11 protein-coding genes are annotated in these 14,702 nt (G+C 44.9%); 5 read left to right on the forward strand and 6 right to left on the reverse strand.

The window, feature by feature from the left end; translation table 11 throughout:
• Nucleotides 1-75 precede the first annotated feature (75 nt).
• Nucleotides 76-1,740: a glycoside hydrolase family 28 protein gene (locus ACXAGV_RS01795; protein WP_474871358.1), complete on the forward strand. Its 1,665-nt coding sequence runs from the start codon at nucleotides 76-78 to the stop codon at nucleotides 1,738-1,740.
• Between the two features lie 88 nt (nucleotides 1,741-1,828).
• Here the strand turns inward: ACXAGV_RS01795 and lpdA are convergent, their stop codons facing one another.
• The 6 genes from lpdA to ampD form a co-directional block, all read right to left on the reverse strand.
• Complete coding sequence (gene lpdA, locus ACXAGV_RS01800) at nucleotides 1,829-3,250, reverse strand: dihydrolipoyl dehydrogenase (protein ID WP_474871360.1); 1,422 nt, start codon at nucleotides 3,248-3,250, stop codon at nucleotides 1,829-1,831.
• A 132-nt stretch (nucleotides 3,251-3,382) separates the two neighbouring features.
• On the reverse strand, nucleotides 3,383-5,434 hold the full coding sequence (aceF, locus tag ACXAGV_RS01805; protein WP_474871362.1) for a pyruvate dehydrogenase complex dihydrolipoyllysine-residue acetyltransferase: 2,052 nt from the start codon (nucleotides 5,432-5,434) through the stop codon (nucleotides 3,383-3,385).
• 21 nt (nucleotides 5,435-5,455) lie between these two features.
• Nucleotides 5,456-8,131: a pyruvate dehydrogenase (acetyl-transferring), homodimeric type gene (gene aceE / locus ACXAGV_RS01810; RefSeq protein ID WP_474871364.1), complete on the reverse strand. Its 2,676-nt coding sequence runs from the start codon at nucleotides 8,129-8,131 to the stop codon at nucleotides 5,456-5,458.
• Between the two features lie 211 nt (nucleotides 8,132-8,342).
• Complete coding sequence (pdhR, locus tag ACXAGV_RS01815; protein WP_014950397.1) at nucleotides 8,343-9,089, reverse strand: pyruvate dehydrogenase complex transcriptional repressor PdhR; 747 nt, start codon at nucleotides 9,087-9,089, stop codon at nucleotides 8,343-8,345.
• 365 nt (nucleotides 9,090-9,454) lie between these two features.
• A complete protein-coding gene (gene ampE, locus ACXAGV_RS01820; RefSeq protein ID WP_474871366.1) occupies nucleotides 9,455-10,357 on the reverse strand; it encodes a beta-lactamase regulator AmpE in 903 nt (300 codons plus the stop codon).
• Between the two features lie 35 nt (nucleotides 10,358-10,392).
• Nucleotides 10,393-10,941, reverse strand: a complete 549-nt coding sequence (gene ampD / locus ACXAGV_RS01825) for a 1,6-anhydro-N-acetylmuramyl-L-alanine amidase AmpD (RefSeq protein ID WP_474871368.1) — start codon at nucleotides 10,939-10,941, stop codon at nucleotides 10,393-10,395.
• A 199-nt stretch (nucleotides 10,942-11,140) separates the two neighbouring features.
• On the opposite strand from ampD, the gene ACXAGV_RS01830 reads away from it, so the two are divergent.
• The 4 genes from ACXAGV_RS01830 to ACXAGV_RS01845 all read left to right on the forward strand — a co-directional run bounded on the left by ACXAGV_RS01830 (nucleotide 11,141) and on the right by ACXAGV_RS01845 (nucleotide 14,651).
• Complete coding sequence (locus tag ACXAGV_RS01830; RefSeq protein ID WP_474871370.1) at nucleotides 11,141-11,659, forward strand: retropepsin-like aspartic protease family protein; 519 nt, start codon at nucleotides 11,141-11,143, stop codon at nucleotides 11,657-11,659.
• A gap of 32 nt (nucleotides 11,660-11,691) precedes the next feature.
• Nucleotides 11,692-12,546, forward strand: a complete 855-nt coding sequence (gene nadC, locus ACXAGV_RS01835) for a carboxylating nicotinate-nucleotide diphosphorylase (protein ID WP_474871372.1) — start codon at nucleotides 11,692-11,694, stop codon at nucleotides 12,544-12,546.
• A gap of 401 nt (nucleotides 12,547-12,947) precedes the next feature.
• The gene (locus tag ACXAGV_RS01840) at nucleotides 12,948-13,379 is read left to right on the forward strand and encodes a pilin (protein WP_474871374.1); all 432 of its coding nucleotides are present in this window, start codon (nucleotides 12,948-12,950) and stop codon (nucleotides 13,377-13,379) included.
• A 60-nt stretch (nucleotides 13,380-13,439) separates the two neighbouring features.
• Nucleotides 13,440-14,651: a type II secretion system F family protein gene (locus tag ACXAGV_RS01845; RefSeq protein ID WP_474871376.1), complete on the forward strand. Its 1,212-nt coding sequence runs from the start codon at nucleotides 13,440-13,442 to the stop codon at nucleotides 14,649-14,651.
• The last annotated feature ends 51 nt before the right edge of the window (nucleotides 14,652-14,702 follow it).

Below are 14,702 nucleotides of genomic sequence, written 5' to 3' on the forward strand. Positions count from 1 at the left end.
AGGGCGTAGTCGATTTTTTCCGTTTATTTTTAGCGGCGCTCGACAACCCCAACAAAGAAAAAAGGATTGTTAGCTATGTTTGCTCCGCTATCCAGACGAAAATTCATCAAAACAGCACTATCGACGATAGCTGCAACCTCGTGCTTCTCACACGCTTTGAATGCAAAAATGCTCACTCAATACTACGAGCAATTTAACGCAACACGAAAACCGAGTAAGCGTGAACCTCCCCAAAAAGGTAAACGTTTCAGCGTAAAGGACTTTGGTGCAACAGGAAACGGACAGTCATTAGATACTGGCGCCATTCAAGCAACCATTCAGGCTGTAGTTGACAGTGGCGAATCGGGCGTGGTTTGGTTTCCAGCAGGTATCTATTACTCAGGAACACTTCACCTGTCGAGCAACATAAGTCTAGAGCTAGATAAAGACGCTGTTTTGCTCGGTAGCACTGACATACGACACTATGAAACTGACGATGGTAAGGTTCATGCGCTAATCGAAGCACACGATTGCGACAATATCGGTATATTTGGCCAAGGAACTATCAATGCTCAAGGCCGTAAGTTAGCATTAAATATAAATCGGCTTCATCACGCCAAAGAACGCATTGAAGAAGATTTTAATGCCCGTCGAAACCGCTCTCGCCATCGCCCCAATGTAATTGCAATGCATTCGTGTAACCACATAAAAGTTTACGATATAACTGTTCAAAACGGCGCATCATGGGTTCAACACTACGCAGCATGCCGCGATTTACACATTGACAATATTGTGGTTCAAAGCGACGCATTTTGGAACAACGATGGCATTGACATCAATGACTGTGAGCATGTCCGCATTACTGGCTGCTTTGTTAATGCTGCCGACGACGCGATTTGCCTTAAATCCACAACCAAGAAAAATATGCGCAACAACGATATTTTCATTGGTAATTGTACACTGCGTTCTAGCTCTAACGGCATTAAATTTGGAACGGAAAGTCAAAATGGTTTTCACAATGTAAAAATTGAAGACATTGTTGTATTTGACACCTACAGAAGTGCAATAGCGCTTGAAACTGTAGACGGCGCAATTCTCGAAAATGTCAGTGTGAAAAACGTAGATGCAAAAAATGTGGGATGCGCTATTTTTATACGTCTAGGGCAACGCAATAGAGACGTGCCTAAAGATACACCGCTAGGCAAAATAAAAAATGTGGTGATCAGCAACGTAAATGCGGAAATTAGTTTTGATAGAGCCGATATTGACTACGATTTGCGAGGGCCTGGGTTAAACGCGTTCTTCAATCCTATCCCGGCTTCAATTACGGGTTTACCGGACGCGTTTGTAGAAAACGTTATTCTTGAAAAGATTACCATTAGCTATCCTGGAAGAGCCAACAAAGGTTTAGCATACCGTCCCCATGACCAACTATTCCTAGTACCACAAGTACGAGATGCTTACCCTGAATATACCATGTTTGGAGAGCTTCCTAGTTGGGGACTCTTTGTAAGACACGTAAAAGGTATAACGCTCAAGGATATTTCACTTAAAACCCGAGCGTATGATTTTAGACCTGCAATGGTGTTTGATGATGTAAACGGCGTAAACCTATCTAATGTGGCACTGCATGCTGATAACGACATTCATCTGGTGCAGCACAATGCCAAAGAGGTTAAAACGAATCATCTTTTGGCCCTAGATAAAAGCCAACAGTTGGCTCCTTTATCTTCAAGTTCTATTCTTTATTCGAACGACTGAAAATAGAGATATTGCGCAAAATTTACTAATGTAAATAACAAAAAACCCGCTCGTTGAGCGGGTTTTAATTAATTCGCGAAAAAGACGTTTACTTCTTTTTCTTCGCTTTCGGGTTTGGCAGGTCGGTAATGCTTCCTTCGAAGATTTCAGACGCAAGACCAATTGATTCGTTAAGCGTTGGGTGAGCGTGGATAGTCAATGCAACGTCTTCAGCGTCAGCACCCATCTCAATAGCTAGGCCGATTTCGCCAAGCATTTCGCCCGCGTTGGTACCTACCATAGCACCACCGATTACGCGGCCCGTTTCTTTTTCGAAAATCATCTTGGTCATACCGTTAGTTGCATCAGATGCAATTGCACGGCCTGAAGCAGCCCATGGGAAGGTTGCTGTTTCATAGCTTACGCCCTGCTCTTTCGCTTCTTTTTCAGTTAGACCAACCCAAGCAACTTCTGGCTCAGTGTACGCTACTGAAGGAATAGCACGTGGGTCGAAGTAATGCTTCTGTCCAGCAATAACTTCTGCAGCAACGTGACCTTCGTGAACCGCTTTGTGCGCAAGCATTGGCTGACCTACAAGGTCACCGATTGCGAAGATGTGGTCAACGTTAGTACGCATTTGCTTATCAACGTTGATGAAGCCACGCTCGTCAACGTTTACGCCAGCTGCATCTGCGCCAACTAGCTTACCGTTTGGCTTACGACCAACAGCAACAAGTACTTTGTCGTAGCGCACTGGCTCAGCAGGTGCGTTCTTACCTTCAAATGTTACGTACAAGCCATCGTCTTTTGCTTCAACCGCAGTCACTTTGGTTTCAAGCATGATGTTAAACTTGTCTTTGTAGTCTTTCATGAACACTTTCATGATGTCTTTGTCAGCTGCTGGAATTAGCTGATCTAAGAATTCAACTACATCAATGTTCGAGCCAAGTGCTTCGTACACAGTACCCATTTCTAGACCAATGATACCACCGCCTAGTACTAGCATTTTCTCTGGAATGTCTTTCATTTCCAGTGCGCCAGTTGAGTCGATTACACGATCATCTTCTGGGATGAACGGTAGGCTTACTGGCTCAGAACCCGCAGCAATAATCGCTTTCTCGAAAGTAATAGTAGTAACGTCGTCACCATTTTTTACTTCTAGGGTGTTTGCGCCTGTAAATTTGCCGAAGCCTTGTACATGCTTGGTTTTACGCATTTTAGACATACCGCTAAGGCCATTTGTTAATTGCTTAACAACGCCGTCTTTGTATTTACGGATTTTATCTAAATCGATGGTAGGCTCGCCAAACGATACACCGTGGCTAGCAAGGTGCTTCGCTTCTTTCATTACTTTAGCAACGTGAAGAAGGGCTTTTGAAGGGATACAGCCAACGTTAAGACAAACACCACCAAGCGTGTCGCGTGAGTCTACGATAACTGTTTCAATACCTAAGTCAGCCGCACGGAATGCTGCTGAATAACCGCCAGGGCCGCCGCCCAGTACCACCAATTGCGTTTTAATTTCGCTCATTGTGAACCTCAATCCTGTTCTTGTAGGGTCATGCTATTACTTTTGTGTAATAGCATAACCTAAATGCCACCAAATGGGCTTATAAAATCGTCGAAAATGTTACTGATATTGTAAACTTTTTCGACCTTTTATTTAAAGTATGATTCTGCGTAAGTCAGTTAGGTTTGCAGCAACCTCAGTAGAGAATCTTGCACCTACCGCACCATCGATGACTCGGTGGTCGTATGACAGGCTTAGCGGCACCATTAAGCGCGGCTCAAACTCTTTACCATTCCACTTAGGCTTCATCTCAGACTTAGACACACCTAATATGGCGACTTCTGGTGCATTTACAATAGGCGTAAACGCCGTGCCACCAATACCACCTAGACTAGAGATAGTGAACGTTCCACCCTGCATGTCGGCCGCTTTAAGCTTGCCTTCACGGGCTTTCTTAGATGTTTCAATAAGCTCACGAGAAAGCTCTTCAATACCTTTCTTATTCACGTCACGAATAACAGGTACAACAAGGCCTCCCGGTGTTTCAACCGCAATACCAATGTTGATGAACTTCTTGATGATTAAGCTTTCGCCGTCGTCAGACAGTGATGAGTTGAATACTTCGTATTTCTCAAGCGCTTTCGCTACCGCTTTCATAACGAATACTAGTGGCGTGATCTTAAGACCAGACTTAATTTTCGCGTGGTAAGCGTTTTGCTCTTTACGGAATTCTTCAACTTCTGTGATATCTGCTTCGTCGAACTGCGTAACGTGCGGGATAGTCGCCCAGTTACGGTGTAAGAACGGACCAGAAATCTTTTGAATTCGAGAAAGCTTTTGTTCTTCAATCTCACCAAACTTGCTGTGATCAACAGGCTTAACCGGCACGATTTGAAGTACGTTGTCGCCCACAGGCGCACTGCCTGAAGCTACTGCTGTGCGAGGTTTCGCGAGCTCAGCTTTCACATAGGCTTGAACGTCTTCTTTCAAGATACGGTTTTTAGGGCCAGAGCCGTTAACTTGAGTCAGGTCTACACCAAACTCTCGGGCAATACGGCGAACCGAAGGAGAAGCATGTGCTTTACCTGTATTCTTGGCTTCTGGCGCTGGAGGCACAGGAGAGCGACCTTGCGAGGCTTCCTGCTGTGACGCTTGTTGAGTCTCGTCTTGCTGTGAGTCTTGTTTAGTCTCTTCTTGTTTAGGCGCTTCAGCAGGCTTTTCAGCTGCACTTGAAGATGAACCACCGCTGGTCTCAAGCTTAACAACCAAGGTGCCTTGCTTAACTTTGTCGCCCGCTTTGATAAAGACTTCTTTGATCGTACCTGCATGTGTTGAAGGCACATCCATGGTGGCTTTATCAGTTTCTAGCGTGATAAGACCGTCTTCTTTTTCAACGGTATCGCCAGCTGATACAAGTACATCGATGACGTCAACTTCACCGTCTTCACCAATGTCTGGTACAGCAACTTCGATAGTCTCGCTACCTGCAGACGCGGCTGGCGCTGATTCTTGCTTTGCACTTTCCTGTGCAGCCGGTGCAGACGCTTCAGAAGAAGCATCGCTAGACGCCGATTCACTTGAAGACGAGTCTGAACCCGCTACTTCAAGTTTAATAACAACTGTGCCTTCTTTCACTTTATCGCCAGTACTGATAAATACTTCTTTCACCGTACCTGCGTGTGTTGAAGGAACGTCCATGGTTGCTTTATCGGTTTCAAGGGTAATTAGCCCATCTTCTTTTTCAATGGTGTCGCCCACTGAAACCAATACGTCAATTACGTCTACTTCGTCGTCAGAACCGATATCCGGTACCGCAACTTCAATCACTTCGCTGCTGCCAGACGCAGCTGGCGCTGCCTCTGACTTGCTTTCGCTTTTTGGTGCTTCTTCTTGCTTAGGTGCATCTTCTTTAGAAGATTCATCTGAAGCGTTTTCTTCAGACGCGCCTTCATCGGCACTGTCACCATTGGCAACTTTCATTTCACCAATCACATCGCCTTCTTTGATTTTATCGCCTACTGACACAGACAGGCTTACAATCTCACCTTCAAACGGTGCTGGGATGTCCATTGACGCCTTGTCACTTTCAACAGTAACAACGCCTTCATCAGCCTCAATGTTGTCGCCTACGGCAACACATAGCTCGATAACTTCAACTTCGTCACCGCCTACGTCGGGTACGATAATCTTTTGAATATCTGACATATGTAAAATACCTTATCTGGCTTACGCGTAAAGTGGGTTAAGTTTTTCAGCGTTAATTTCAAAACGCTTAATGGCTTCTGCTACCACTTTCTTCTCAACGTCACCGCGCTGAGCCAATTCGTAAAGTGATGCCACCACAATGTATGACGCATTAACTTCAAAGTGAGTTCGCAAGTTTTCACGGCTATCGCTTCGACCGAAACCGTCTGTACCTAGGCAGCGGTATTCAGTTTCGATGAACGCGCGTACTTGGTCTGAGTAGTTCTTCACATAGTCAGTGGCAGAAATCGCAGGACCTGCGTCTTTCGTAATTACCTGACCAATGTAAGGTACTTTTTGCTCAGCTTCTGGGTTTAGCATGTTCCAGCGTGCTACGTCTTGACCTTCACGCGCTAGCTCGTTGAACGAGGTCACTGAGTAAACGTCAGAAGACACGTTGTAGTCTTCACACAGAATCTGTGCGGCTTTACGTACTTCATTCAAGATAGTACCTGAGCCCATTAGCTGAACATTAAGCTTAGACTTGTCGTTTTCAACACGCTCTAACTTATAAATACCCTTAATGATTTGCTCAGCAACATCATCACCTTCTGGCATAGCAGGGTGCTGATAGTTTTCGTTCATCAATGTTAGGTAATAGAAGATATTTTCGTTGTTACCGTACATGCGACGTAAACCGTCTTGAACGATAACCGCTACTTCGTACCCATATGTTGGGTCGTAAGTAATACAGTTTGGAATTAGGTTAGCCTGAACATGTGAATGACCGTCTTGGTGCTGTAAGCCTTCACCGTTAAGTGTGGTTCTACCTGCTGTTGCACCTAATAGGAAACCACGCGCTTGGCTATCGCCCGCTGCCCATGCAAGATCACCAACACGTTGGAAACCAAACATTGAGTAGTAGATGTAGAACGGAATAGTGGTAGCGTTACACGTTGAGTAAGACGTACCCGACGCAACCCACGACGCCATTGCACCTAGCTCGTTAATACCTTCTTGTAATACCTGACCTTTCTTATCTTCGCGATAGTAAGCGACTTGGTCGGCATCTTGAGGTACGTATTTCTGGCCTTCATTGGCGTAGATACCTACCTGACGGAATAAGCCTTCCATACCGAATGTACGGGCTTCATCAGGAATAATTGGCACAATACGCTTACCAATTTTCTTATCTTTCAATAGCGCGTTAAGCACACGTACAAACGTCATGGTTGACGATACTTGACGGTCACCTGAACCTTTTAAGATGGCGTTGAATGCACTTAGCTCAGGAATTTCAAGCTGTTCTTCAGCCTGTTCACGGCGAGAAGGCAAGTAACCGCCTAGAGCTTGACGACGCTCGCGAAGGTACTTCATTTCTTCGCTGTCTTCGTCGAACTTGAAGTATGGCAGGTCAGCAATTTTCTCGTCTGCTACAGGAATATTGAAACGGTCGCGGAACGCTTTGATTGAATCAACGTCCATTTTCTTCACGTTGTGTGCTACGTTTTGTGCTTCACCAGAAGCACCAAGACCGAAGCCTTTAACTGTCTTCGCAAGAATTACCGTTGGACGACCTTTCGTATCGATTGCTTTTTGGTAAGCCGCGAATACTTTAACTGGGTCGTGGCCACCACGGTTCAAACGCCAGATGTCATCGTCAGACATGTTCGCTACAAGCGCCGCAGTTTCTGGGTACTTGTTGAAGAAGTTTTCACGGGTGTACTTGCCGCCTTTGGCTTTACAGTTCTGGTATTCACCGTCTACCGTTTCACCCATAAGCTGAATTAGCTTGCCAGATTTATCACGAGCTAATAGCTCATCCCAGTAGCTACCCCAAATAACTTTCACTACTTCCCAGCCAGCGCCGCGGAACGTACCTTCAAGTTCTTGAATAATTTTGCCGTTACCACGTACCGGGCCATCCAGACGCTGTAGGTTACAGTTGATAACAAACGTTAGGTTATCTAGGCCTTCACGAGACGCAAGACCAATTGCCCCCAAGCTCTCTGGCTCATCACACTCACCGTCACCCATGTAGCAATATACGCGCTGACCTGAACAGTCTTTGATACCACGGTTAGTTAGGTACTTAAGGAAGCGCGCTGTGTAGATAGCTTGAAGTGGACCAAGGCCCATAGATACGGTTGGGAACTGCCAGTAGTCTTTCATCAAGTGAGGGTGTGGGTAAGACGACAGACCATCGCCAGCACACTCTTGACGGAAGTTGTTTAACTGCTCTTCAGTTAAGTTGCCTTCCATATATGAGCGCGCATAAATACCTGGAGAAATATGGCCCTGAGCGAAAATAAAGTCGCCGCCTTGGTTCTCGTTAGGCGCTTTGAAGAAGTGGTTAAAGCCAACATCGTAAAGCATAGCCGATGATGCGAAGCTACCAATGTGGCCACCAAGCTCTAGGTCTTTTTTAGATGCACGCAATACAATCATCAATGCGTTCCAACGAATCGCCGCACGGATGCGCGCTTCGATGGTCAAGTCACCAGGCATTTTTGGCTCTTGCGCTGCTGGGATAGTATTGATGTAGGCAGTAGTTGCGTCATACGGTAGATGCGCTCCGCTGCGACGTGCTTTATCAATAAGTTTTTCGAGTAAATAGTGGGCGCGTTCTACGCCTTCCTCTTCTAAAACCGACTCAAGCGCATCAATCCACTCTTTAGTTTCTTGAGGATCTACATCTTGGTGCATCATATCAGACATGGTGCCATCCTATTTTTTGCTTATATAGAAAATCCTCCCTTAGCATTGCCTCTACTCTTAAAGGCGCTAAAAGAAGGAAAACTAAATTACGTTGTACTCACAGTGACCCAATCTGGCTCACCTGCTTTTGCAGTGGCACAGGAAAAACCTGACCGGCCTCTGCGAATGAATAGCTATCTAGCCCTTATCTTATGAAAGGTCAGACTAGTAACTAAATCTCTAATCGTCGCAATGCGCGCTGTACGCGGGTATCGCGTTGATTAATGGTTAATAGCGTTTTTTCAATAAACGCCAAATGCGTATTACATGCCTGACGCGCAGCTTCAGGGTCGCGAGAAGCAATGGCTTCTACAATTTCACGACGCTGCTTAGCAATGTCTTCCACCGCTTCAGGGTGCGCTGCCAGCATGTCAAAGTTTCGTTCAATATTGTCCACCAGCATGCTTTGCATGGTGCTCATTACGTGCAACAACACCATATTGTGTGATGCTCTTGCCATAATGATATAAAACTGTCCTAGCGCCTCAGCTTGGGCACGCTTGCTTTCGTGCGCTTTCGGCGTAGGTACGTCGTTCAATGCTTGCTTCAATGCGTTGTAATCTTCAGGTTGACCACGAAGTGCCGCGTAATAGGCCGCCATGCCTTCGAGGGCGTGACGAAATTCAAGCAAATCAAATTGAGTTTCAGGGCGCTGGCTGACTAAGTCCATTAGAGGGTCTGTCATGGCAGAATTAAGGTTGCGATTAACAAACGTACCGCCGCCTTGCTTACGTTCTACCAACCCACGTGCCTGTAAATTACCAATGGCTTCCCTAAGCGAAGGTCGCGATACATCAAATTCAAGCGCAAGCTCTCTCTCTGGCGGTAGTTTCTGACCAGCCAATAACGTACCGTCGAGTATCATTGACTCGAGTTGCTCGGTAATCACATCAGAGAGTTTTTTTCGCTGCTGCCGCATGCGCTCTACGTATCCTTCTATTTAAACCGTGCTCTATAACAATAGCGACGTTATAAGAGCGGTGAATGTAAAAAATAATCGTGGAAAATTTAAACACAAACACAATTGGTAATACCATTTTACCTATCTAGTTTAAGGCAGATCGATTTCGAGGTAAATACTCACAAGCATAGCAAAGCATTTACCTTTTGCTGGCTGTTAAGCTTTATTGTTGAATTTGTTAAGAAAAATCAGTAACCGCAAACTGGTCTGATGAGGAAGAGATGATGCTGTAATACGGGCAAAGCGTCTGATCTACATACAATTAATAAACAGACCAAACGCCCTTCTAAGCTAAGTAGACTAGTAAATGTTAAAAATAATGACTATGCCAGACTGCCTACAAGCGTAAGTGCTGATGTTATTACAAGCAGAAAAATAACATTACGTTTTGCTAACTTTACAAGTACCTTCGGCTCTATTGCTGCATTTTCAGCCTGCAATTGTTGTTCATCAGGCGTGAGAATCTCAGCTTTTGAAGAAATTTGTGTAAGCACGTCGTATGCAGGCACGTCAAATTGGAGCGCGTATTTTAACCATTCAGGCAAGGCGCGTGAAAAATGTCCCATCATCAGCATGCCAAAAGCGGTAACGCGAACAGGAATATAATCAAGCGCAAACATCAATCTTCCCGCAGCGGCTTTTAAAGGGTGATTTGAATCACACAATGCCTCGGTTGTGCTTCGACTCAAGCTGTAAAACAGCGCGCCAGGTGCGCCAAAAGCAATAAACCACAGCATCACAGCAGCATAGTGCTGGTAATTAAGCCAAGTAAGGTGCTGCCCAAAGCTTTTCCCTTCTGTACCTGCGCTACCATCGCTTTCGCTTTGATTTGCGCAATGCCCTAACTGGTCGGTATACATACTGCACGCCTGAAGGTCACCTCGGTCAGCAGCATTCAAAAAGCTCTTGTAGACGGCTCGCAATGCGGGACAGCCAATACAGATGAACAAAATTATGCTTTGCTCTATAAACGTGAGAAATGCGCCAAGTACCCAGTATTCAATTGCTCCCAGCACTACTGCGGGAAGTAAAAGATAGAAATAAAGTGCTGTGGATGAGACCTTTTTACTCCCCTCCTCACCTTCATTTCCTTCTTGAAACTTAATCAACCCTTTATCTTGAAGAAAAGCACGATATTGAGCGGCATACTTTTCAATATGCCAATTAGGTGTTTTTGTTATCAACCGCTCGAGGCTGAGAACTAATAGCAAGCTCATTAACATCATAGGTATTGAGTTTCCTTTTTTCCTGGCGACATGGATTAATCGGCCTTCTTTAAACCAGTAACGCGCATTCTGTATCTTGCCCAATCAAAAGCAACACCAGGGTCGGTTTTTCGCCCCGGCGCAATATCATTATGTCCTACGATACGCCCTAAAGTGATCCGAGGATAGTACCGAGTAATAAAATCAGTGAGTTCACCAAGGGCCTGATACTGCGCATCGGTAAAAGGCAGCGTATCAGTGCCTTCCAATTCAATGCCGATTGCGTAATCGTTACAGCGACTGCGGCCTTGAAAAGTAGAAATACCTGCGTGCCACGCCCTTTGTTCGAAAGGCACAAACTGCTCTACTTCACCGGTTCGATAGATCACGCAATGTGCTGAGACCCGCAAACCAGCTATTTCTTTGTAGAAAGGGTGATCATCTGGATTGAGTGTGCCGATAAACAATTGTCGTATACCCGGCGTACCAAATTGTGAAGGCGGCAACGAAATATTGTGAATCACCAATAGACTGACATCGGTATCGTCAGGACGAGCATCATAATGTGGACTTTGGGTGTACTTCGCTTTGTTATAAAGCACCATAGTATTTGCTTCGGTAATTGATTTTCTATTTTATAGCCTACATTGTATAGGTTTATAAGTGTATAGGGCCGCAAGCGCAATGTGGCGTTGCTAGCTCGATATTTTATGCCACTGCTTTAATCGGCAGCTTTTACAAGAGCGTAATTGGAAAACAGTGCATCGCTATTATGCACAAGGCAATTATCAATAAGGTAAAAACATGAATGAACAACAAGACCCGACAGCGTCAACGGGCAAATGGATGGTTGCCCTTGCATGGATTTGCGGTTTCGGTTTACTTGTTTTTGTCTTCTCTGACTTACTTGAAAAACAAATAAACCCGAATAGCGAGCCCACGTCAGAACGCATTGGTTCACAAACCGAGGTACGCCTTAAACAAAATCGTCAAGGCCATTATGTAACAACTGGCTATATCAATGGTGAGGAAGTGGTATTTCTTGTGGATACCGGCGCGACCGACGTGGCCGTACCCGCTCACCTGGCAAATAAACTACAGCTCAAAGCAGGACGTGAAGGATTAGCCAGCACAGCCAATGGTGTTGTGAGAGTTGCCGAATCGACCATTAATACGTTGCGCATTGGTGAAATTGTGGTGCGCGATGTAAAAGCAAACTTAAACCCCGGTATGCAAGATGACCATATACTGCTTGGAATGAGCGTTCTTCGCCAATTAGAGTTTACTCAGCGCGGAGAATGGTTAATATTGCGTACCCTTTAAATACAAAGATAGCATAGATCATAGCGATGAAGATGACATCACCAGACATGCAAGCGATTCGAGAGCAAGTATCAAACACGCTTATTGAAGATCTTGGCGGCGAATTAAATGCCGTAAACGACATTACCGCGAACCTGATAGATGAAAGTGTAAACGCCAAAGCGACTATTATTACTCGCGAACCTTGCGTGGTTTGTGGAGTAGCTTGGGCTAATCAAGCATTTGCGCTTATTGACGAGTCGGTGTCGCTAACTTGGCATGTAAAAGATGGCGACAAGGTTGAGGCTGACACGGTATTAGTTAGTTTAGAAGGCTCTGCTCGCGCTATATTGACTGCCGAACGTACGGCACTTAACTTTCTGCAAACCCTGTCGGCAACCGCCACTGTTACTGCCTTTTACGCTAAGTATTTAGATGGCTCCAACACTAAAATTCTCGATACCCGCAAAACGTTGCCAGGTTTGCGGCACGCACAGAAATACGCGGTGCGTTGTGGTGGTGGTCAAAACCATCGTGTGGGTTTGTTCGATGCATTCTTAATTAAAGAAAACCACATTTTTTCTTGTGGCAACATCGAAAAAGCCGTGAGTCGCGCAAAAACCATGATGCCGGGCAAACCTGTTGAAGTTGAAGTTGAAAATATTGCAGAACTTGAACAAGCGCTTTCAGCAGGTGCCGACATTGTCATGCTGGATAATTTTTCTAATGAACAGATCCAACAGGCAGTAGCGCTCAACAAAGGTCAATGTAAACTGGAAGTATCAGGAAACATTACTGATGAACGACTGGCGTCTCTAGCTAAGCTAGGTGTAGATTACATTTCATCTGGCGCGCTGACTAAACATGTTCAGGCGATTGATTTGTCGCTGCGTATTAACTTGTCATAATAGAATGAGTCAAAAACAAGTACTAATGCGCTAATTGAGTGTCAATATCTTAGTTAATCGTGAGCACAGAAAACGTGAGTTGTAGTATACCCATAGATACGACAACTCGCTCATATCTTCAGTTATTCCAGCTAATGTTTCTTTGTGTATAGATAGGCATACATAGCTAAGTCATTAAGATTTATACGAAAGTTTAAGCTAACAGGCCTGCCATGGTCTAGCGAACCATGTCATACTGGAAAAGCTAGACATACGTATATTTGCCTATACTTGTCAGTGACAAATAAAATTCTATACTGAGTATCAAGTACCAGGGGCGTTAACAAGGACGACTCGGGTATAAACGTCAATTTGAATTAGATTTTAAACTTTACGTGTTATACACGTCCCGGAGAAAAACCATGATGAACATGAATTCTAAAAACCAAAAAGGTTTCACCCTAATCGAACTAATGATTGTTGTTGCAATCATCGGTATCCTTGCAGCAATCGCATTGCCTGCTTATCAGAACTACGTACAGAAAGCGCGATTTTCAGAAGTATTGAACGCCTCTGCGGCAGCAAAAACAGCGGTTGAAATATGTTATCAATCTACTGCAGCACTAGGCGAATGTGATGCAGAAGCTAATGGCGTCCCAGAAGAAATTACGGCGACCGCTGATGTAGTGGGCGTAAATACAACAGATGGCACAATCATTGTTACAACTCATGCAGACTACTCCTTGGCAAGTGTTACGGTTAACTTCGTACCGACCGTGGCAGGAAACGCTTTAACTTGGGCTATCCAATGCTCGGATGTAACACTCTCAAATAGCTGTGTAGCAATTCCGTAAGTCTTAAAACTTATAAAGCCCAGCTATCGCTGGGCTTTTTCGTTCTAATCGGAGCAATGTATGCCTAAAGCAGCATCAGTTTTTACTTGGCAAGGTAAAGACAAACACGGACAGTCTCGAAAAGGCGAAATATCTGCGATTACGATTTCTGAAGCTAGAAACTTACTGCGAAGACAGGGAATTTCAGCCAATAAAGTAAAGAAGCTCAGCAAGCCCCTATTCGGTGCACGTGGACAAAAAATAACCCCCGCAGATATTTCAGTAATTTCTCGTCAAATTGCCACAATGTTGAGCGCGGGCGTTACGTTAATTCAATCTTTAGAAATGATTGCCCAAGGCCATGCTAAGCAATCAATGCGTAAATTACTTAGCGAAATAACCGATGAAGTCAAGTCAGGTAATCCATTATCGTCAGCACTCAGAAAACACCCTCTTTATTTTGACGATTTATATTGCGACCTGGTTTATACCGGCGAGCAGTCGGGCGCACTTGAAACCATTTACGATCGCATTGCGACCTATAAAGAGAAGGCCGAAGCACTAAAATCAAAAATCAAAAAAGCGATGTTTTACCCTATCGCCGTTTTGGTTGTTGCTTTTATTGTTACGACTATTCTTCTTATTTTCGTTGTGCCCCAATTTGAAGAAATCTTTAGCAGCTTTGGCGCTGAGCTGCCAGCATTTACACAGTTGGTTCTGGCTATTTCCCGGTTTGTGCAGGACTACGGTATTTTTATCGCCATGGGCGTGGCCGCTGCAGGCTTTATGTTTGTGCGAGCACACAGACGCAGCCAAAAACTGCGCGATAGCGTAGACCGCAATATTTTAAAAATTCCTGTTATTGGTGAAATACTTAAAAAAGCCAGTATTGCCCGCTTTACTCGTACCCTTGCAACCACCTTTGCGGCAGGCGTTCCGCTTATCGGCGCGTTAGAATCCGCGGCAGGGGCATCCGGCAACGCGGTTTACCGCGAAGCAATTTTGTATATACGAAAAGAAGTGGCGGGCGGTATGCCTATGCACGTTGCCATGCGAGCGACACAAGTATTCCCCGACATGGTAACCCAAATGATTGCGATTGGTGAGGAGTCGGGCGCTGTTGATGAAATGCTGAGTAAAATTGCCACTATTTACGAAGCTGAAGTAGATGACATGGTAGACGGGTTAACCAGCTTGCTTGAACCTATGATCATGGCGGTACTTGGCGTGGTAATCGGCGGCTTGATTGTGGCTATGTACCTGCCTATATTCCAAATGGGTAACGTGGTATAACGTGGCTCAGCACCAAAAGAACGAAAATCAACAATTATAAGAACCACATAC

The sequence above is a fragment of the Alteromonas sp. ABH4_453 genome (assembly GCF_056160665.1).

What these genes read in the sequence shown, in the direction of transcription:
- ACXAGV_RS01795 (WP_474871358.1), top strand. Translation starts at nt 76, where the DNA reads ATGTTTGCTCCGCTATCCAGACGAAAATTCATCAAAACAGCACTATCG.
- lpdA (WP_474871360.1), bottom strand. Translation starts at nt 3,250, where the DNA reads ATGAGCGAAATTAAAACGCAATTGGTGGTACTGGGCGGCGGCCCTGGC.
- aceF (WP_474871362.1), bottom strand. Translation starts at nt 5,434, where the DNA reads ATGTCAGATATTCAAAAGATTATCGTACCCGACGTAGGCGGTGACGAA.
- aceE (WP_474871364.1), bottom strand. Translation starts at nt 8,131, where the DNA reads ATGTCTGATATGATGCACCAAGATGTAGATCCTCAAGAAACTAAAGAG.
- pdhR (WP_014950397.1), bottom strand. Translation starts at nt 9,089, where the DNA reads ATGCGGCAGCAGCGAAAAAAACTCTCTGATGTGATTACCGAGCAACTC.
- ampE (WP_474871366.1), bottom strand. Translation starts at nt 10,357, where the DNA reads ATGATGTTAATGAGCTTGCTATTAGTTCTCAGCCTCGAGCGGTTGATA.
- ampD (WP_474871368.1), bottom strand. Translation starts at nt 10,941, where the DNA reads ATGGTGCTTTATAACAAAGCGAAGTACACCCAAAGTCCACATTATGAT.
- ACXAGV_RS01830 (WP_474871370.1), top strand. Translation starts at nt 11,141, where the DNA reads ATGAATGAACAACAAGACCCGACAGCGTCAACGGGCAAATGGATGGTT.
- nadC (WP_474871372.1), top strand. Translation starts at nt 11,692, where the DNA reads ATGACATCACCAGACATGCAAGCGATTCGAGAGCAAGTATCAAACACG.
- ACXAGV_RS01840 (WP_474871374.1), top strand. Translation starts at nt 12,948, where the DNA reads ATGATGAACATGAATTCTAAAAACCAAAAAGGTTTCACCCTAATCGAA.
- ACXAGV_RS01845 (WP_474871376.1), top strand. Translation starts at nt 13,440, where the DNA reads ATGCCTAAAGCAGCATCAGTTTTTACTTGGCAAGGTAAAGACAAACAC.